At 30.9% G+C, this 20570-nt stretch carries 22 protein-coding genes, 2 tRNA genes, 1 pseudogene and 2 other annotated features; of the genes and pseudogenes, 1 reads left to right on the top strand and 24 read right to left on the bottom strand.

Going from position 1 to position 20570, the window contains the following annotated elements:
* The 19 genes and pseudogenes from pheS to ACTB1H_RS02235 all read right to left on the bottom strand — a co-directional run.
* Positions 1-136, bottom strand: a pseudogene (pheS, locus tag ACTB1H_RS02325) (phenylalanine--tRNA ligase subunit alpha); the annotation flags it as partial.
* Positions 137-202: 66 nt separating this feature from the next.
* Positions 203-997, bottom strand: a complete 795-nt coding sequence (locus ACTB1H_RS02320) for a TrmH family RNA methyltransferase (protein WP_463261229.1) — start codon at positions 995-997, stop codon at positions 203-205.
* On the bottom strand, positions 990-1646 hold the full coding sequence (locus ACTB1H_RS02315) for a potassium channel family protein (protein ID WP_463261228.1): 657 nt from the start codon (positions 1644-1646) through the stop codon (positions 990-992). Before ACTB1H_RS02315 ends, ACTB1H_RS02320 begins: the two co-directional genes overlap by 8 nt.
* A gap of 11 nt (positions 1647-1657) precedes the next feature.
* Positions 1658-3004 (bottom strand): TrkH family potassium uptake protein, encoded by a 1347-nt coding sequence (locus ACTB1H_RS02310; RefSeq protein WP_463261227.1) that lies wholly within the window; start codon positions 3002-3004, stop codon positions 1658-1660.
* Between the two features lie 56 nt (positions 3005-3060).
* Complete coding sequence (gene rplT / locus ACTB1H_RS02305) at positions 3061-3411, bottom strand: 50S ribosomal protein L20 (protein ID WP_135271045.1); 351 nt, start codon at positions 3409-3411, stop codon at positions 3061-3063.
* Positions 3412-3438: 27 nt separating this feature from the next.
* Positions 3439-3633, bottom strand: coding sequence for a 50S ribosomal protein L35 (gene rpmI / locus ACTB1H_RS02300; protein ID WP_463261226.1), 195 nt, complete (start codon positions 3631-3633; stop codon positions 3439-3441).
* An 18-nt stretch (positions 3634-3651) separates the two neighbouring features.
* On the bottom strand, positions 3652-4191 hold the full coding sequence (gene infC, locus ACTB1H_RS02295) for a translation initiation factor IF-3 (protein WP_463261225.1): 540 nt from the start codon (positions 4189-4191) through the stop codon (positions 3652-3654).
* 166 nt (positions 4192-4357) lie between these two features.
* Positions 4358-5755, bottom strand: a complete 1398-nt coding sequence (gene pepV, locus ACTB1H_RS02290) for a dipeptidase PepV (RefSeq protein WP_463261224.1) — start codon at positions 5753-5755, stop codon at positions 4358-4360.
* An 18-nt stretch (positions 5756-5773) separates the two neighbouring features.
* Complete coding sequence (gene thrS / locus ACTB1H_RS02285; protein ID WP_463261223.1) at positions 5774-7678, bottom strand: threonine--tRNA ligase; 1905 nt, start codon at positions 7676-7678, stop codon at positions 5774-5776.
* A gap of 42 nt (positions 7679-7720) precedes the next feature.
* Positions 7721-7905, bottom strand: a binding site (T-box leader).
* Between the two features lie 181 nt (positions 7906-8086).
* Positions 8087-9406 (bottom strand): histidine--tRNA ligase, encoded by a 1320-nt coding sequence (hisS, locus tag ACTB1H_RS02280; RefSeq protein ID WP_463261222.1) that lies wholly within the window; start codon positions 9404-9406, stop codon positions 8087-8089.
* A gap of 16 nt (positions 9407-9422) precedes the next feature.
* Positions 9423-10160, bottom strand: a complete 738-nt coding sequence (locus ACTB1H_RS02275; RefSeq protein WP_463261221.1) for a DUF6873 family GME fold protein — start codon at positions 10158-10160, stop codon at positions 9423-9425.
* Between the two features lie 67 nt (positions 10161-10227).
* Positions 10228-10302: transfer RNA gene (locus ACTB1H_RS02270), tRNA-Cys, on the bottom strand.
* Between the two features lie 3 nt (positions 10303-10305).
* Positions 10306-10380: transfer RNA gene (locus ACTB1H_RS02265), tRNA-Gly, on the bottom strand.
* A gap of 59 nt (positions 10381-10439) precedes the next feature.
* A complete protein-coding gene (gene hslO, locus ACTB1H_RS02260; RefSeq protein WP_463261220.1) occupies positions 10440-11324 on the bottom strand; it encodes an Hsp33 family molecular chaperone HslO in 885 nt (294 codons plus the stop codon).
* Positions 11325-11329: 5 nt separating this feature from the next.
* Positions 11330-12085 (bottom strand): class I SAM-dependent DNA methyltransferase, encoded by a 756-nt coding sequence (locus ACTB1H_RS02255; RefSeq protein ID WP_463261219.1) that lies wholly within the window; start codon positions 12083-12085, stop codon positions 11330-11332.
* A 21-nt stretch (positions 12086-12106) separates the two neighbouring features.
* Positions 12107-12619: a lysostaphin resistance A-like protein gene (locus ACTB1H_RS02250; RefSeq protein WP_463261218.1), complete on the bottom strand. Its 513-nt coding sequence runs from the start codon at positions 12617-12619 to the stop codon at positions 12107-12109.
* Entirely contained in the window at positions 12619-13047 is a 429-nt protein-coding gene (locus tag ACTB1H_RS02245; protein ID WP_463261216.1) for a hypothetical protein, read from the bottom strand. Before ACTB1H_RS02245 ends, ACTB1H_RS02250 begins: the two co-directional genes overlap by 1 nt.
* Positions 13048-13064: 17 nt before the next feature.
* Complete coding sequence (gene hpt / locus ACTB1H_RS02240; RefSeq protein WP_463261215.1) at positions 13065-13589, bottom strand: hypoxanthine phosphoribosyltransferase; 525 nt, start codon at positions 13587-13589, stop codon at positions 13065-13067.
* Positions 13576-13734 carry a hypothetical protein gene (locus ACTB1H_RS02235; protein ID WP_463261214.1) on the bottom strand — a complete coding sequence of 53 codons (159 nt, stop codon included), beginning with the start codon at positions 13732-13734 and terminating at the stop codon, positions 13576-13578. The genes hpt and ACTB1H_RS02235 overlap by 14 nt, the downstream gene beginning before the upstream one ends.
* Positions 13735-13814: 80 nt before the next feature.
* On the opposite strand from ACTB1H_RS02235, the gene ACTB1H_RS02230 reads away from it, so the two are divergent.
* On the top strand, positions 13815-14339 hold the full coding sequence (locus tag ACTB1H_RS02230) for a DUF4364 family protein (RefSeq protein WP_463261213.1): 525 nt from the start codon (positions 13815-13817) through the stop codon (positions 14337-14339).
* A 30-nt stretch (positions 14340-14369) separates the two neighbouring features.
* Here the strand turns inward: ACTB1H_RS02230 and ACTB1H_RS02225 are convergent, their stop codons facing one another.
* The 5 genes from ACTB1H_RS02225 to ACTB1H_RS02205 all read right to left on the bottom strand — a co-directional run bounded on the left by ACTB1H_RS02225 (position 14370) and on the right by ACTB1H_RS02205 (position 20568).
* Positions 14370-15668, bottom strand: a complete 1299-nt coding sequence (locus ACTB1H_RS02225) for a bifunctional folylpolyglutamate synthase/dihydrofolate synthase (protein WP_463261212.1) — start codon at positions 15666-15668, stop codon at positions 14370-14372.
* Positions 15665-18328, bottom strand: coding sequence for a valine--tRNA ligase (locus tag ACTB1H_RS02220; RefSeq protein WP_463261211.1), 2664 nt, complete (start codon positions 18326-18328; stop codon positions 15665-15667). The genes ACTB1H_RS02225 and ACTB1H_RS02220 overlap by 4 nt, the downstream gene beginning before the upstream one ends.
* Positions 18329-18369: 41 nt before the next feature.
* Positions 18370-18578: a binding site (T-box leader), on the bottom strand.
* A gap of 36 nt (positions 18579-18614) precedes the next feature.
* Positions 18615-19145 carry a CDP-alcohol phosphatidyltransferase family protein gene (locus ACTB1H_RS02215; RefSeq protein ID WP_463261210.1) on the bottom strand — a complete coding sequence of 177 codons (531 nt, stop codon included), beginning with the start codon at positions 19143-19145 and terminating at the stop codon, positions 18615-18617.
* A 41-nt stretch (positions 19146-19186) separates the two neighbouring features.
* Entirely contained in the window at positions 19187-20194 is a 1008-nt protein-coding gene (gene trpS / locus ACTB1H_RS02210) for a tryptophan--tRNA ligase (RefSeq protein WP_463261209.1), read from the bottom strand.
* A 119-nt stretch (positions 20195-20313) separates the two neighbouring features.
* The gene (locus ACTB1H_RS02205) at positions 20314-20568 is read right to left on the bottom strand and encodes a putative signal transducing protein (RefSeq protein WP_463261208.1); all 255 of its coding nucleotides are present in this window, start codon (positions 20566-20568) and stop codon (positions 20314-20316) included.
* Positions 20569-20570: the final 2 nt, after the last annotated feature.

Here is a 20570-nt window from a genome sequence, read left to right as displayed (position 1 = left end):
TTTCTCTCAAAATAAGTGTTAACTGGCCTTTCTTACCAAGATATTTAATTCTTATTTTTTCTAATTCATCTAAATCATTCACTTGTTCAATTTCTTCTATTGCTGATTTTAATAGATTATTGAGCTTTTTCTCCATCATTTGCTCCTTTCGTTGATATTAGTCAAATAGGAAAAATTCTTTCTATTTATTATACCATATAAATTATACTTTAGTAGATATTTCATACATAATAATTGCAGCTGCAATACTTGCATTTAGAGATTCAGCATTACCTTTCATGTTTATCATCAAGTGATCTGATGCTAAAAGTTTTATTTCTTCAGAAACTCCATTGCCCTCATTTCCAATTACTATACAATCTCCTGTTTTGAAATCAAATTCATTTATGTGAATTCCTTCTTTTGGAACTGTACTTAAAATTCTAAAACCCTTTTCTTGTAAATAACTTAAACCATTTATTCCATTTCTGTTTAAAAAAATAGGAACCCTGAAAATGGATCCCATAGTTGCTCTAACTACTTTTGGATTGTATGGATCTACAGTGTTTTCTCCAATAATAATACCACCCAACCCAAATGCATCAATTGATCTAATTATAGTCCCTAAATTTCCAGGATCTTGAATTCCATCAGAATAAAAAATAATGTTTCTGATGCTAATATCTTTCAATTCTTTAACATTAAAAGATACAACGGCTAGAATCCCTTGAGAATTTTCTAAGTTGCTAATAGTCTGAAATAGCTTATGTTCTAAAATATAGAAATTTACATTATCTTTAACTGTTTCAATGATTTCATTAAATCTATCACTTGAATAGACCTTTTCTGAAAGCATAATAAATTCTATCTTTTGATTTGTCTTTATCGCTTCTATTAAAAGTTTCTCTCCTTCAATCACAAATGACTTCTTATCCCATCTATTTGATTTTTTTTCTAGACTATGCACAAATTTCACTAATTTATTATCTCTAGATGAAATTTCTATAAACTTATTCACTTGCCTTCTCCTCTATCCTAGCCATATCAGATATGCTACCTAAAGCTAATAAAACATCACCATCGCATATTACATCATCTGGCCCTGGTGAAACATTAATTTCTGTTCCTCTCTTAATAGCCATTACATTGATTCCATATTTATTTCTAAGTCTCAACTGTGACAAACTCTTTCCTGCCCATTGTTTTATAGACTGAATTTCCATAATGCTATATTCAGGTGATAATTCTATAAAATCTATAATGCCCTTAGACGATAAATTATGAGCAACTCTAACTCCCATGTCTCTTTCAGGAAAAATTACTTTATCCGCCCCTATTTTTTTGAGAACTTTTCCATGAATATCTGATTGAGCTTTAGCAACAACTTTTTTTACCCCTAATTCTTTAACTATCAAAGTAGCTAAGACAGAAGCCTCTAAGTTGGAAGCTATGCTTATAATTCCAACATCAAAATTTCTTATACCCAATTCTTTCATGACATTTTCATCCATAACATCCGCTTGAACCGCATGGGTTACATGCCCTGAAATCTCCTCTATAACTTCCTCGTTGCCATCTATTGCCAATACTTCATTACCTAAATTATACAATGTTTCTGCAACAGCTGAGCCAAATCTTCCGCATCCCACAACAACAAATGATTTCATTATATCCTCCTCTATCCTACCGTAATATTACCTTCTGCGTATCTATATCTTTTGTGTTCTTCTTTATATCCAACTGCAAAAGCTAAAGTTAAAGGACCAACTCTACCAGCATACATTGTCATAGTTAATATGATTTTGCCCGAACGGCTTAATTCTGAGGTTATTCCTCTGGATAGTCCTACAGTACCAAAAGCAGAAGTTGTTTCAAAAAGTAAGTTTAAAAATTCTTGATCTTCAGTTAAAGTTAAGATGAATGTGACAAAAAAAACAATTGTCATTCCTATTATTATTATTGCTATAGATTTAAAAATAGTTTCGTATGGTATTCTTCTTTTAAACACCTCTACATCTCTTTCACCACGAATTATACTAATTGTAGATATAATAAGCACTCCCATTGTTACAGTTTTTACTCCTCCAGCAGTAGACCCAGGGGATCCTCCAATAAACATTAATATTATAGTAAATAGGGAGCTGCTTTGTCTTAATGCTGAAGTGTCTATGGTATTAAATCCAGCTGTACGTGGTGTAATAGAAGAAAACATAGATGCTAATATCTTTTCTTTTAATGTGAAATCTTGCATTGTCAGAGGATTATTTGACTCTAATAAGTAAAATATAATGCTGCCAGTTACTATTAAAAATACAGTAAAAGAAATAACCAATTTTGAATGTAGAGATAATTTTTTCCAACTTCTATTTCTGACTACATCTAAAATTACTCCAAATCCTAACCCACCCAAAACAATCAATGATGAAATTGTTAGAATAAAAATGGCTGAATTGTTGTAATCAATAAAACTATTACCAGTAATATCAAACCCAGCATTACAAAATGCTGAGATTGAATGAAAGATAGAAAACCAAATCCCTTCTTTCAATCCATATTGTGGAATGAACCTCGTTGATAAAATGATAGCTCCGAATGCTTCAATAGCCAAAGTCAAATAAATTACATACTTTGTAAGCTTGACAAGTCCTGATAATGTTTCCTGATTTAATTGTTCTTTTATTACTAATCTTTCTTTAAAAGAAATTTTTCTTCCAGAAATTATTGCTACAATGGTAGCCATTGTCATTATCCCAAGACCACCTATTTGTATTAATAATAAAATAACCACTTGTCCGAACGATGTCCAATGTGTAGCAGTATTAACTACTACTAGACCAGTTACGCATACTGCTGATGCAGAAGTAAATAAAGCATCTATAATGCCTATGCTCTTACCATCTTGTGAAGCTATAGGAAGATTCAAAAGGAATGCTCCAATCACTATCAACAGCATAAAACCCAGCGCCAATGAACGAGGTGGATTAAGTTTAAATCTAGTCAATAAATTGCGTTTAACAGTTTCCATAAAGTCCTCCGATAATGCATATAATGCAAAAAAGTTCCTTTTCCGGAACTTATGCATTAAGCGTTTTTAGCTATTTCTACTAATTTTGCAAATCCTTCAGCATCATTAATAGCCATTTCAGAAAGCATTTTTCTATTTACTTCAATATTAGCTTTCTTCAATCCATTTATAAATTTACTGTAACTTAGGCCATTTTGTCTAGATGCAGCATTTATTCTGGCAATCCAAAGTTTTCTAAATTCTCTCTTCCTTTGTTTTCTGCCGATATATGAATAATTTAATGATTTCATCACTGCTTGATTAGCAGGCCTAAACAGTTTGCTTTTTGCACCATAATAACCTTTTGCTTGTTTTAAAACTTTTTTATGTCTCTTCTTTGCATTTACTCCTCTTTTTACTCTTGCCATTATATTCTCCTCCTAATTACGTTTAAATTAATTTGGTAACATTGAATTAATTCTTCTTTTATCACTAGCGCTTACCAATGTGCTTTTTCTTAAGTTTCTTACTCTTTTTGATGTCTTTTTGCCAGTCTTATGGCTTTTATATGCTTTATATCTTTTTAATTCTCCTGTAGCTGTTCTTTTAAACCTTTTTGCTGATCCTCTATGTGTTTTCATTTTTCTCAATTGCTTTTCCTCCCTTTATTATGCTTTTGGTGATAAAATTACAACCAAATTCTTCCCTTCTAACTTAGCTTCTTTTTCTGGTTTACCGAATTCTTCAACTCTACTGATAAAATCTTTTAATACTTCTTCTCCAATATCAGTACGTCCCATTTCTCTACCTTTAAATCTGACTGTTACTTTTACTTTGTCCCCATCTTTAAGAAACTCAATAGCTCGGTTTGCTTTTACTTGCAAATCGTGTTCTTCAATATTAGGCGTTAAACGAATTTCTTTAACGTTTATTATCTTTTGATTCTTTCTAGCTTCTTTTTCTTTCTTAGTCAATTCATACTTGTATTTGCCATAATCTAAAATCCTACAAACTGGTGGATTTGCTGTCGGAGCAACATTAACTAAATCAAGTCTTCTCTCATTTGCAATCTCAAGAGCTTTCTTTATTGGAACTATTCCGAGCTGAGTCCCATCAACATCAATTAATCTTACTTCCTTTTCTCTAATTTCTTCATTGATTTGAAGTTCTTTTATAATCCTACACCCCCATAAAAATTTAGCGGACACAAAAGTGTCCGCTTAATACCCAAAAAAGTATAATATACCATGCCTTTTTCGTATAACCTTATCAGTACAATAACTATAAGGTGAGAAGCGGAAACTTCTACTTAAATAAAATAAATTATATTAAATTACCAGCCTATTATAATGTAAATATTAATTTTTGTCAAATTTATTTTGCTAACTCATATAATGCTTGTGCATATATTTTTGTTAGTTTTTCAAGATTCTCAATAGAAATGAATTCATCTTTTTGATGTGCTAACTCCTCTTGTCCCGGAAATACAGGTCCAAAAGCAACAGCATTTTTCATAGCTCTAGCATAAGTTCCACCACCAATTACTAGTGGCTCAGATTTATAATCACCAGTTTGTGCTTGGTATACTCGCATTAGTGTCTTTACAAGTTTATCATCTTTAGGCACATAAAGTGGATCTTTGTCAGCTTTTCCTTCAATGATATCTATTGGTAAATCTTTGAGATTTTCTTTAATGCTTTTATAAATATCTTCTCTTTTATATGAAATTGGATATCTTATATTTATGGAAATTATTATTTTATTCTCTACAAATTTTATAACGCCAACATTTAAATTTAACTTGCCCGATATGTCATCTTGAAATTCACATCCAAAGTTTTCACCATTGAATTTAAATGCTAATGATTTATCATACCAATCGAGGAATTTAAAAAATGATATATCTCCTTTAAAATAAGAGTGCAATGTATCGATAAGATATGTGATTGCATTCTCCCCTTTTTCAGGCGTACTGCCATGAGCAGATTTTCCTCTAATTGATATCTTTAAATTCCCATTTTCTTCTTTAATATCAGCCTGGTATCCTTTTTCATTTGCATATCTTCTTAAGCCATCTATTGCCCTATCTATTTCATTTACTTTTATAACTGCTTGAGCATAATCAGGTACCATGTTAGCTGCATTTCCACCTTCTAAACTTAAAAGGGTGAAACTATCATTATAAATTGACTCAAGCTTATATACTAAATCGAAGACTATTATGCCTTTTTCTCCATGAATTACCGGAAATTCTGCATCAGGTGTAAAAGCCATATTTGGGGGATTCTCATTAGCAAAATAATGTTTCATGCAGCCCCATCCAGTTTCTTCATTAGTTCCTAGTATAAGCCTTATTTTTTTATTTAATCTTACACCACTTTCTTTAATCGCCTTCATTGCATATAATGCAGCGATTACTGGACCTTTATCATCAATAGCTCCTCTACCATAAATCCTATCATCTTGAATATGTCCATCAAATGGTGGATATGTCCATCCTTCACCTTCTGGTACTACATCAAGATGTCCTAAAACGCCAACCACTTCATCCCCTTCGCCAAAATCAAGATGTCCTGCATATCCATCTAAATTTTTTGGCTTAAATCCTAATTTCTCACCAAGCTCCAAGACATAACAAAGTGCATCATAAGGGCCCTTTCCAAATGGCATCCCAGGTTGCGATATGCCTTCAACGGATTTAATTCTAATAACTTCTTGAGTAGATTTAACAAGTTCCTCTTTCAATGCCATTATTTCTTTGTCAAAATCCATATTATCCCTCCTGGGTAACTATTTTTTGTTTTTTATTTCATCATCTGCAATATTTAAAAAATCATTAAGGCTCATTTGCCCTATGTCCCCTAAATCTCTCTTCCTGACTGAAACCAATTCATTTTCTACTTCCTTTTCTCCAATAACAAGCATATATGGTATTTTCATAACTTGAGCTTCTCTAATTTTATATCCTATTTTTTCTGCTCTATCATCTATTTCGACTCTAATACCTCTGTTTTCTAATGTTTCTTTTATTTTATACCCATACTCATTAAATTTATCAGATATAGGTAATACTTTTGCTTGAATTGGAGATAACCAAAGAGGAAATTTCCCAGCATAGTGTTCAATTAAAATCCCCATAAATCTTTCCATACTTCCAAGGATTGTCCTATGAATCATAACTGGTCTCTTCTTTTCATTATCACTGTCAATATATGTCAGATCAAATCTTTCAGGCATTTGAAAATCTAACTGTATTGTTCCACATTGCCAAGTTCTACCTATCGCATCTTCAAGATGAAAATCTATCTTAGGTCCATAAAAAGCTCCATCGCCTTCATTAATACGGTATTTTATTCCCTTCTCTTCTAATGCTTCTATAAGACTGTTAGTAGCTAATTCCCACTGTTCATCTGTTCCCATAGAATTTTCTGGTCGTGTTGATAGCTCAATTTTATATTTAAAACCAAAGATATTATATACATAGTCTGCTAATTCTATTATACCCTTTAATTCATCTTTAACTTGTGAAGGAAGTGCATATATGTGGGCATCGTCTTGAGTGAAACTTCTTACTCTCATCAACCCATGTAATGCTCCTGAAAGCTCATGTCTGTGTACTAATCCCAATTCAGCCAATCGCAACGGAAAATCCCTATAACTGTACATCTTTGATTTGTAAATCAATATAGAGCCAGGACAATTCATAGGTTTTATTGCGAAATTTTCTTCATCTATCGTAGTAAAATACATATTCTCTTTATAATGATCCCAATGCCCAGATTGATGCCATAATTGCTCATTTAAAATCAAAGGAGTCTTAATTTCTCCATATCCTCTCTTAGTATGTTCCTTCCTCCAAAAGTTCTCAAGTTCATTTCTAATTATCATTCCATTAGGATGAAAGAATGGAAATCCAGGACCTTCATCATGCATAGTAAATAAATCGAGTTCTTTTCCGAGTTTCCTATGATCTCTTTTTTTCGCTTCTTCCAATCTATTTAAATATTCATCTAAATCTTTTTTCTTTTCAAAGCTTATTCCATAGATTCTTTGAAGCATTTTGTTTTTTTCATCACCACGCCAATAAGCTCCAGCTATGCTCATTAGTTTTATCGCTTTAACTTTTTTAACATCGTAAAGATGAGGTCCTGCACACAAATCTATGAAATCCCCTAATTTGTAAAATGAAATTATTTCATCTTCTGGTAAATTTTCTATCAGTTCGATTTTGTAAATCTCATTCTTTTCTTTAAAGAACTTGAGTGCCTCATCTCTTGGCATTTCATACCTTTCAAGCTTATAGCCCTCAGATATGATTTTTTTCATTTCTTCTTCTATTTTTTCTAAATCTTCTGGTGCAAATCTATGTTCAGTGTCTAAGTCATAATAAAATCCATTTTCAACAGCTGGCCCAATCGCAAATTTGACATCTGGAAAAAGCCTTTGGATTGCAAATGCCATGATGTGAGATGAAGTATGCCAGAATATCTTCTTTCCTTCAGGATCATCAAATTTTACTACTCTAAAGTCACAATCCTCATTTAATTTTTCCTGTAATCCCATAATTCTACCATTTACTACAGCTCCTAAAGCCTCTCTAGCTAACGATTTAGATATGTCTTCTACGACGGTTAAAATTTCAACACCTTTGTTGTATTCTCTTATGCTACCATCAGGCAAAGTAACTTTTATCATATTAATCCCTCCTATAAAAATAGTCTCCCATACCTACATTACTGTAGGGACGAGAGACCGTGGTTCCACCCTATTTTTTACTCATTTAAAATAACGCATTTAGCGAATCCTTTTCAAAGGTTAGCTCAGGGGTGGTTTTCAATTGTAAATCAAGGAGAAACTTCCAGCTATTGTTTCTCTCTCTTGGCTTGATTTTATCAATCTACTCTTCCCTTCATTGCTTCTCTATTTAATTTAGATAAATAATATCAAATTATTATATTATAGTCAATAACTTAAATATCTATATTGAATTTTTTCTAGTGTTTTATCTAATTAATATTTTATTAGTATTTTATTTATTAGTATTTTATGCATAATTATAAATAAATATATTCTAAATAACATTATAAATTGTCAACTTAAAATTCAATTTCTAGATGATAGCTCTAAAATTATATCATCTATAGTCATTTTTGTTTGCTCCCCTGTTTTCATGTTTTTTACAGTATAAATATTACTATTCACTTCATCCTCTCCAACAATAATCACATAAGGGACATTAATTTTATTGGCATAATTTAATTTTTTGCTCATCTTAGCATTTTCTAAATATATTTGAGTAGATATATCATTTTTCCTTAATAAATTAGAAATTTCAATACTTTGGTCTAAATAATCATCCATCGGAATAACTAATGCTTTAATCAGTTTCTCGTTATCAGCAGATATAATTCCTGCTTCTCTTAGTTGATAAAACAATCTTGTTAATCCTATAGATATTCCAACTCCTGGCAACTTCTGGTTTGTATAGAACTCGCTTAAATTATCATAGCGGCCTCCTGAACATATGCTCCCTATCTTAGGATAATCATTTAAAAAAGTCTCATAAACTGTGCCAGTATAATAATCAAGCCCTCGGGCTATTGTTAAATCTATTTTAAAGTTATTCTTAGGAACTCCAAATTTTTCAATATAATAACAAACAGTTTCAAGTTCCTTCAAACCATCAGAAAAAGTTACATTTTCTATCTTAAGCTCTTTAAGAAAACTAAGGGTAGAGAGATTATCCCCTTCAAACATAATGAAATCTCTAATTTTTTCATATTTTTCTTGATTTATTCCTATCTCAAGCAACTCTTTTCTTACATTTTCTATTCCAATCTTTTCTAGCTTATCTACTATTCTAAGAACTTCTTGATAATTATTTATGTTTAAATTCTCAAAAAACCCTTGTAATAATTTTCTGTTATTAATCTTTATCGTGAAGTTCTCAAATCCCAGTTCCTTAAATGTAGTATATATCACTGAAGGTATTTCAGCATCATTTAAAATACTTAATTCTCCATTTCCGATTATGTCAATATCTGCTTGATAGAATTCTCGAAATCTTCCTTTCTGATTCTTTTCTCCCCTATATACTTTTGCAATATGATATCTCCTAAATGGAAAAGACAACTCATGAAAGTGCATTGCTACATATCTGGCCAAAGGAACAGTTAAATCAAATCTTAACGACATATCTGTATCTCCTTTTACTACTTTGTAGATTTGTTTTTCAGTTTCTCCACCACCCTTTGCCAGTAAAACTTCTGATTTTTCAATCACAGGTGTATCTATTGGTAAAAATCCGTACCTTTCATAACTATCCTTTACCTTTTCTATCATGTTGTTGAATAAAATTTGTTCATTTGGAAGCAATTCCATAAAACCTGGTAATATGCTTGGGTTCACTTTTTTATCCGCCATTTTCCCACTCCTTTATTTAAACTTTGAAACAAAATATACTTCCCACATCTTCGATCGGATCGTCTGATAAATAATGAATGTTTACACCAGCATTTTCTATAAATGTTATGATCCTTTGACAATCAGGATGATTAAACAGTCTTCCTGTTAGAATGATATCTTTAGGTGAATAATTTCCACCACAACCCCCTATCATTCCATAGTTCATACCCTTAAGCTCTATGAAGCCCTGGTTTATTAATAGAACTTCTTTTCCAATATTTTTAAGTTGTTTTGAAATAAATTTATCTGAAGTTACAAAATGATTGTCATCAACTATCAAAACTGAACACTTAGTATATCCTTGCTTTACATTTATTCCCTTAATCCCTTTGTATGAATAATAGTCTAATATATTATTATCTGTATATTTAATATTATGAATGAAGTAATCACCTAAGTTTAAACAATTATAGCATATATCGTTTGGATATTTATTAGATAATTCAGTATTTCCCTTAATTATCTTTAATCCAAATTTTTCTAAGTGCTTATAATTTGAATATAAATTTGGTGATACTACAAGAACATTTTTTTCAATCGGATGCATAGACATGTCAACATGATCTGCTAATGAATCAAGGATTTTATCGTTTGAATGCGTGTAGATTATGTATTTAAAGTATTTCTTTAAATTGAGTTCAATATTCTTATTTATATTTTTATTTATTATTGCTAAATTAGCAACTCCATCGGGAATAAATGACGATTTCAACTTTGTTCTCCTTGAATTTTATAAAAAAAACCTTCTGAAAATGTCAGAAGGTAATAATTTGCAGTATTGGAGGCGGCACCCGGATTTGAACCGGGGAATCAAGGTTTTGCAGACCTGTGCCTTACCGCTTGGCTATGCCGCCTTATGGAGCGGAAGACGAGATTCGAACTCGCGACCCTCGCCTTGGCAAGGCGATGCTCTACCACTGAGCCACTCCCGCAAGATAGTTAAGATTTATAAAGGTTATCTTAACCAAATCACAAATGAAAGTATACAGGATTATTTATTGATTGTCAATAGTATTTTCTCCAATTCGGACTTATTGAAATTATATTTTGTATTGCAAAAGTGACAAACTACCTCCGCTTTCCCATCTTCATTTATTATATCTTCTATCTCTTTTTTCCCTAAGCTAACTAGCATAGACTCTATCTTTTCTCTACTGCAATCGCATTTATATTGTAATTCTATTTTATCTATTATTTCCATCTCGAACTCAGGCAATATATCTTTAACTATATCTTCAGGACTTGAACCTTCATCAATAAGTGTTGATATAGGTTTGATATTTCTTAAACTGTTTTCAATCATTGTTATTTCATCGTCTTTTATTCCTGGTAGAAGTTGCAATATATATCCTCCAGATGCTTTTACAGAAGTGTCTCTGTCAATTAGAACACCTAACGCAACAGCTGTTGGTATTTGCTCTGAACTCATGTAATAGTTAGCAATATCCTCAGCAATTTCTCCCGAAATGATTTCAGCTTGACCAACGTATGGCTCTTTTAAGCCCATATCTATAATCACCGTTATTACCCCATCATTTCCAACTATACTGCCAACATCTAACTTCCCATTATTTTTGCTTGGCGCATCTGCTTTAGGGTTTCCAACAAGCCCTTTGACTGTCCCATTATTTCTAGAAACTATTACTATGTCTCCTAATGGTCCACCGCCTGATATTTTTAAAGTTAACAAGTCTTTATCATTTTTCATCATTGTACCCATTATCGCTCCAGCAGTCAAAGCCCTCCCTAAAGCAGCTGTTGCAGTCGGAGAAGTCCCATGAATTTTTCTAGCATGCTCAACTAAATGGGTAGTTGTTGCCACATAAATTCTTACTCTCTTTTCTTTATCTATAGCTCTAATTAAATAGTCTTTCATTCATTTCACTCCTTTGCGTTGCTTATACTTGCTACAAAAGTTACCCTTTGGGTATCTTTATCAATTTTCTTAAAAGTATAATCATCATATATGTATACCCTGTCAAATCCATTGTTAACCAATTTCTCACAAATAAAGTCTGTTTTATATGCTCTTTGCGTATGATTTTCTTGAAATTTTTCATATGAATTGTTCCCTTTTAATATAAAGAAAGTTAAAAAATAGTCGCATATATCATTGTTTTTATCAAATGAACTATCCCATAAATAAAATATATCCCCTCTGTCTTCATAAAAAATATTGTTTCCTATCATATTTGCAATCTTTTCATAAGAATTTATATCAAAAATGAAGAGCCCATCATCTTTCAAATGCTTTCTAACATTTGAAAATACCTTATCCAAATCATCAGTATCCAAAATATAATTAATGCTATCACATCCACAAATTATCAAATCATATTCTTTATTAAAATCAAAATCTACCATATCTAAGTTATAAAAATTTACATAATCATTGTCTTGAAATTTGTTATATGCAATAGACAGCATATCAGATGAAATATCAAAGGCATCTATTTCCTGACATATTTTCGATAGTTGTAATGTTAATTTACCGGTTCCACATGCAATTTCAAGGATTGATTTTACTTTCTTTCCATGATCTAATATGATTTTATTAATAAAATTACCCCATTTTTCATAATCAATATCGTCAATCAATTCATCATAGATGAATGCAAATTTTTCGTATGTGTTCAAAATGTGTATCATGCCTTTCTTTTAAAATATTATGAATAGCATAGAGTTAATAAATATAAATATCAATATAACTATTGTTATAGGAGCCCAATTTATTTTTTCTATTGTGTCCATATCTCCATCGATATTTAATTCTAATAATTCGTCTTCCTCTACTATATTTTCCTTCTTAGGAAAATTTTTAAATAACTGAACTAATATAGCTGTCGATATCAGCGATAAAATAAACAGAGTCATAAAAGCATATAATATTTCTTGAGTTTGGCTTATATTTGGGGTGTTTGTAACTATGTCTTCTATTTCATTAAATCTAGTAGTTGCAAGAAAACCTAGTGTTAAAGCTATAGAATTATTTATTGCATGACCAAGCATAGCTCCGAATATACTGTTAGTTTTAAAATATATAATTCCAAGTATTATCCCAAGAAAAACCGGCCCAACTAAATTAAATATATTAAAATGGAACAACCCAAACAATAACGAAGTTATAATTATTGCTTTGTTTTTGCCTAATTTTTCATATGAATTAAGCATCAAGCCTCTAAAAAAACCTCTTCGCATATGCCAGGAGTAATTCCTATAACGAATAAACTTATCAAAAATTCATTAATAGTAGTAGGTATTGGTACCCCAACATTAGTTACATCACTAAATAAATCTATAATTGTAATTATGATGAAATTAAAAAAAACTGCTATAGGATATGAAAAAACAATAATAAAAAAAATGAATATAACTTCTTTAATATTTATTGGTTTTATACGTAAAACTTTTTTTACTGAATATCCTTTTAATCTCAAAAAAAGTATTACAGGAATTAGTATTAAAATATATTCGGTAACTAAAAGTCCTACGTTTAGATTAATTTGTTGAACTACACTTCCAACTGTTAACAGTAAAATCCCCAAAATCAAATACAACAGATTAGCTTCATTTATTGTTGGTGCTTTTCTATTTCCCATTTTCACGCTCCTTTTGTTTATTCAAAAGTAAATATATATGGAATATTCCTGTAGTAATTTCCATAATTAAGTCCATATCCTACTATAAAAACATCTGGAATTACAAACCCAGCAAAATCTGGTTGCAAGTCTACTTTCCTTCTACTTGGTTTATCTAGCATAACGCATATCTTAATGGATCTAGGAGATTTATTTTGTAAATGTTCTATTACTTTTAATAAAGTATTGCCAGTATCTATTATATCATCAACTATCAGTACGTCCCTGTCTTTGATGTTTGCTCTTATATCTTGAATAATATCGACTTTACCCGATGACTCTTCCGCGTCTCCATAGCTAGCCGTAGTCATAAAGTCAACTTCAACAGGTGATTTTATTTCTCTAACTATGTCTGCAGCAAATATGAAACTTCCTCTTAATAGAGAAATTACTACTATCTCATCATTTTTATAATAGTTGCTTATTTCTATACCCATTTCTTTGATTCTCTCAGCAATTTCATCTCTAGAAAATAATACTCTTTCTTTCTTAGTTTGTTCCAATTTTTTCTCTCCTTTCTAACTCTATTAATATTCTTTGATGATTTACTTTTATTTCTCTTAATTCTTTAAGAATAAGGTTTAGCGTATATTGCATACTAAACAATATTACAAACATTATAACACCAATAATCAACTTTGTGTCCATTTTTTCACTCCTTTTCTATAGGTATTCTAATTTAATTTGTATATGATATAATCAATATATACTAATTAATAGGTGATGTTATGTACAATCTAAGTTCTCAGGAAGTAGTAAGGCAAAAGTTAATTTTGATGTTCACAATAAAAGAATCTCCAGCCCCTATAGACAATATTAGTTTAACGGAAATATTAATTGATAAATTTGACATTAATTATTTTTTAATTCAAGAACATATTAAGGACCTACTTGTTAATGAATACATTTATGAAATAGAAAGTCATGAAAATATTAAATACCAAATAACTGATAAGGGTTCTCAAGCTCTAGATTATTTAATTGATATCTTAAATGATAAAGAAAAAAATACTCTGTCGAGCATCTTCAAAATCCCAGAAAAGCGAGACGAAATAAAAGAAGAAGTCTCATCAGATTATTACCATAAAGAAAATGGAGAATTTCAAGTGAGCTTAAAGTTAATTGAAAAAGATGAAATCTTATTTAGCTTATATTTAAGTGTTCCATCAGAAAATCAAGCCAAATTATTGTGCGATAAATGGAACAAAAATCCTGCATATTTTCATAAATCTATTCTTGATTTATTTATATGATTTAAGATATTATGGTCAATGCAGTTAAAATCAAGTTGTTTTAACTGCATCTCTTACTTCTCCTATCATATAAAGAGAACCTGTAAATATTATCAAGTCATCCTCTCTAGCTATTTCTAATGCTCTCTTGACTGCAGAATTAATATTCCTCTCCACTATAACTTGATCTTTATTCCATATGTTTTCTATTTGCTCTTTCATCTTTTCTGCATCTAATTTTCTATCGGTTTTAGCTTCAGTAGCTATTATTATATCTGCCATAGGCACTAAGAGTTTAAGCATGTGACTAAAATCCTTATCTTTTAGAATAGCAATGCCTAATATCAATCTATTAAACTTGAAATTTTTTAAGGATTTTACTAATGACTCTATTCCTTCTAAGTTATGTGCGCCATCAATCAAAAATTGAGGATTCCTTCTTAAAAGTTCTACTCTCCCTTGCCAATTTGTTCTTAAAATTCCATTTTTTATGTCTTGATATGAAATTTCAATCGATTTATTATCCTTCAGAGTCAACAATGTTGTTATTGCTGTTACAGCATTATAGACTTGATGTTCTCCGATCATTTTTGTCTTTATGTTTTCAAGGTGATGTGTTTTGTATGAAAAATCAAATACACTTCCTTCATCTGATAACTGCTTTATATTTACATTTTCAATTGGTACTTCTATAAATTTTGCATTCATTTCATTTGCGACAGCCCTGATTGCATCCTGAACTCCCTTTTCTTTAGGATAAGAGATTACTAATCCATTCCTTTTTATTATCCCAGCCTTTTGAATTGCTATTTTTTCTAATGTATCCCCTAACACTTCCATATGATCATATGATATGGTTGTTATAACTGATGCGAGGGAGGACTCTATTGCGTTAGTCGCATCTCCTTTCCCCCCTAGACCAACTTCTAAAACTACTATATCCACTTTTTTTTCATAAAAATACAAAAATCCTATAGCTGTAATTATTTCAAAAGTAGTTGGATGCTCCAAACCAAGTCTGACCATTTCATCACATGCTATTTTTACTTTTTCAGTTAATATAGCTACTTCTTCTTCTGTTATTTCTTTTCCATTTACTTGAACTCGCTCCGTAAATCTTTCTAGATGTGGAGATGTATAGAGCCCTGTCTTATAGCCTGCTTCTATCAAGCAGTTTGTTAAATATGCACAAGTTGAACCCTTTCCATTTGTTCCTGCAACATGGATATATTTTAAATTATGATGAGGATTATTGAGTAAACTCAAGAGTTTTTTAATAGAATCCAATCCTAGTCTTGAGCCATATTTATTTTTGTCATCAATGAAATTTATAGCTTCCTCATAATTCATTTATTTGCCTCCAATAATCTTTCCATTAAACTTAATCTTTCTAAAACAGAATCTAACATTTGACTGTATTTGTCTTTCTTTTCTTTTTCTTCGTCAATAATATGTTTAGGTGCTTTAGATATAAAACCTATATTCGATAATTTATTGTCTACTCTATCTATTTCATCTTGTAATTTTTGCTTTTCTTTCCTTAATCTTTCAATTTCTTTAGACACATCTATAAGATCTTTTAGCGGAATATAAACAATGCATCTTTCTAGCACTATAGATACATAATCCATGCCAAAATCAGTCTTATTTTCAGCTATTTCAATATCTTCTGCACTCGCAAGAGTTATAAATTTCCTTGAATTTTTAATTATTGTATTTTTTATTTCATCATTATCTGGAACAAAGATTAATTTAGATTTTTTTGTATTTGATACATTCATTTCTGCTCTTATGTTTCTTATAGCTTTAATTGCGACTTTTACATAATCGATTTCTTCTTTTTCCTTAGGAAAAATCATCTCTTGGCTCTTAGTAGGCCAATTTTCAATAATAAGAGGTTTGTCAATCTCAGGAAGATGCTGCCATATTTCTTCTGTTATAAATGGCATAAATGGATGCAACAATTTTAAGATGTCTTTTAATACCAACAAAAGTACAGTTTGAGCTGTTTTTTTGCTTATACCATCTTCACCATATAATCTTGTTTTTACCATCTCAATATACCAATCACAAAAATCATCCCACAAAAACTCGTATATTTTTGAAGCTGCTAAACCTAATTCGTATTTATCTAGATTATCATTAACTTGAGGAATCATGTCGTTAAGTTTGGTTAGAATCCACTTATCTTCATCTTCTAATTTCATCTCATCTTCTCTTAAACTTTCAAAATCATCCTCTAAATTCATAAGCAAAAATCGAGAAGCATTCCATAATTTATTGGCAAAATTTCTATTTGCTTCTACTCTTTCTGTATAAAACCTCATATCATTTCCAGGAGAGTTCCCTGTAACTAGTGTAAACCTTAAGGCATCAGCTCCATATTCCTCAATTAATTCTAACGGATCTATACCATTTCCGAGTGATTTGCTCATTTTTCTTCCTTGAGAATCCCTGACAAGTCCTGTTAAAAATACATCTCTAAACGGAACTTCTCCCATCTCACTTAAGCTTGTTACAACCATTCTTATTACCCAGAAAAATATTATGTCATAACCTGTAACCAAGGTGTCTGTCGGGAAAAAGTACTCAAGATCAGGAGTATCATCGGGCCATCCTAATGTCGAAAAAGGCCATAGCCCTGATGAAAACCAAGTGTCTAGTGTATCAGTATCTTGATTTATATTTGAGCTTTTGCATATCGGACATTGATCAATGTCATCTCTACTTACGACAATTTCTCCACAGCTCTGGCAATAATATACTGGCAATCTATGTCCCCACCATAGTTGTCTTGAAATACACCAATCTTTGATATTTTCTAACCAATGAAGATATACTTTCCCAAATCTATCTGGAATAAAATTTAATTCCCCATTCTTGTATGCCTCTATTGCTGGTTTAGCAAGTGGTTCCATTTTAACAAACCATTGTTTAGATATGATAGGTTCTATTATTGTTTTGCATCTTTCGCAATGCCCTACAGCATTATCATGTTCTTTTACATCGACTAAATATCCTAATTCTTTAAGGTCTTCTACCACTTTTTTTCTTGCTTCAAATCTATCAAGTCCTTTATATTTACCACCATTTTCATTTATCCTGCCATCCTCATCTAATACGATTAAATGTCCCAAATCGTGTCTTTCACCAACTTCAAAATCATTTGGATCATGAGATGGGGTGATTTTTAATGCTCCTGTCCCAAAATCCATCTCGACATATTCATCAGCAATAACTGGGATTTCTCTGTTTGATAATGGTAGAATTGCAATCTTCCCTACATAATCTTTATATCTGTCATCATTTGGGTTTACAGCAACAGCTAGATCTCCAAACATTGTTTCGGGCCTTGTGGTTGCAATAACTATTGCTTCATCAGTATCTTTAATCTGATACTTTATATAATACATATTCCCATGAGCTTCTTCATGTTCTACTTCTGCATCCGATATAGCTGTATGACAACTTGGGCACCAATTGATAATTCTATCTCCTCTATAAATTAAGCCTTTTTCATATAACCTTACAAACATCTCAGTTACGGCTTTGTTCATGTGCTCATCCAAAGTGAATCTTTCTCTTGACCAGTCACAAGAAACTCCTAATTTTTTAAGTTGATTTTTGATTCTTCCACCATAAATTCTTGTCCAATCCCATGCTTCTTCTAAAAACTTCTCTCTACCAAGTTCTTCCTTTGTCTTGCCTTCTTTTTTTAATTTTTCAACAACTTTCGCTTCTGTTGATATACTTGCATGATCTGTTCCAGGTAGCCACAACGCTTCATACCCTTGCATCCTTTTATACCTAATCAAAATATCTTGTATTGTGTTATTTAAAGCATGTCCCATATGAAGTGTTCCTGTAACATTTGGAGGTGGCATCATTATAGTATAAGGTTTCTTAGATTTATCAACCTTTGGTGTAAAATAACCATTATCATTCCAATAATTATATAATTTTTCTTCAAAATCTTTTGGATCATAATTCTTCTGTAAATTTTCTCGCATTTATATCCCTCCTTAAAAAATAGGCCCTTCATCCTCTGCTAAATAAGGACGAAGGGCCGCGGTACCACCTTAATTCCATAAAAAATTATGGCTCTTTGTATCTCTAACGGGTTTATCCGTCTAAACCTACTATTAATTCAGTTTAGAAACTCAAAAGCTACCTTCGCCAGTTTCACAATGCAAGCTTTCCAGCCTAGAGCCTGCTCTCTATAATTGGAAAAAGGCTACTCCTCTTTATCATCGTAGTTATAATTTTATCTAATTATAATTTAAGCAGTAGAAATTGTCAATTACCGTTTTTCGTTGCTATTTTATATAATTTTAAATAATTATAAAATGCTAATAGATTTGCAACTAAAGTAAGTGTTAATGAAAGTATTATTATGTAATGTGGAACTTTTACTATTATTAAAAATACTGATAAATAAAGAAGAAAAGTAGCAATTTTACCAAACTTATTTGATGGTATAACAGAATTATCATGTTTAAACAATAACTTTGTACCACCTAATATCATAACAAGTTCTTTAACGAATATAGGTATCAATATCCATAAAGGCATTAACCCATCTGAATAAAATGAAATCATAACTGCAAATGCCATCAATTTGTCAGCAAAAGGATCTAGGACTGTCCCTAATTTGCTTGATTTATTATACTTCCTAGCAATATATCCGTCTAACACATCTGATATGCCTGCTAAAAAGAAAATAATTCCAGCAACTACTATCCTATTTTTTAGATTAGAATAATAAACTAAAAGATAAATTGGTACTAATAGCAATCTAAAGAATGTTATGATATTAGGTAATGTCAATGTTTTTCTCCCCTATCAAATTTATTTAAAAATTAACAATATTACTTAATCATGTCAGGTTTAGGTACAAAACCAACTTTTTTATATACTTTCCTTAGGGTAATATTAGCTTTTCTCTCTGCTTTAATTGCTCCTATGGAATAAATCTTTTCTAAATATTCTTTATCTGATATTAATTCTTTATATCTTCTTTGGATAGGCTCTAAACAATCAATTATAATTTCAGCTAAATCATCTTTGAATTCTCCATATCCTTTGTTTTGATACATTTCAACTATTTCTTCTGCCCTTTTATCTGTTAAAGAAGAAAAAATGTCTATTAGATTCTTTAATCCTAATTGCCTGTCATTATAGTCTATATGGTTTTCAGAATCAGTTACTGCTCTCTTTATTTTCTTGTAAATCGTGTCTTTATCATCTAAAAGTAAAATATATGCATTTTTATCAGGATCAGATTTACTCATCTTTATAGATGGATCCTGTAAACTCATTATCTTTGAACCTGTGCTTCTAATGAATGGTTCAGGTATACTAAATGTGTCACTGTATTTATTGTTGAATCTGATCGCTAAATCCCTAGCTAATTCTAAATGTTGTCTTTGATCTTCTCCTACAGGAACTAAATCAGCTTGATAAAGCAATATATCTGCAGCCATCAAAACAGGATATGTAAATAATCCTGCGTTTATGCTTTCATTATATTTCCTTGATTTATCCTTATATTGAGTCATTCTATTTAGTTGTCCCATATATGTTATAGTGTTTAACACCCAGGCAAGTTCAGCATGTTCATGTACGTGTGATTGTATAAAAATGGTCGATTTATCGGGATTCAATCCACATGCTAAATATAGAGCTAATACTTCTAAAGTATTTTTTCTCAAATCTTTAGGTACCTGAGGCACTGTAATAGCATGTAAATCTACTATGCAATAATAACATTCATATTCATTTTGAAAGTCAGAAAAATTCCTTAATGCTCCGATATAGTTGCCTAAAGTAAGAGAGCCTGAAGGTTGTATACCGCTTAAAACTGTTTTTTTATCCATTTCATCACCCTATATGATATTATAAGTCCCTTTACCATATAAAGTAAAGGGATTTTAGTAAAATATTAAATTGATTATAACCAATTTATTTAACAATGTAAAGTATCTAAAGAAAATAGCTAGTCCTTAATATCTTCGCTCGATATAAGGTCTAATAAATCTGTAGCCTTGTTAAAATCTTCTTCAGATACATAAACTTCAGTGCCGTAAATTGAATGGCCACTAATAATTCTTAAATAGCCTCCTGAGCCTTTTTCCTTTAGAATGTAAGGGATGTTATTATCTCTAAACAAAGCTTCAATTATTGAAATTAATGTGTTATCTGAAGTTTTAATTAATAATTTTAATTTTATGCTTCCATCTTTATTATTCATTT

This window comes from Soehngenia sp. (assembly GCF_055108775.1).
This window is presented reverse-complemented; position numbering and strand designations above follow the sequence as displayed.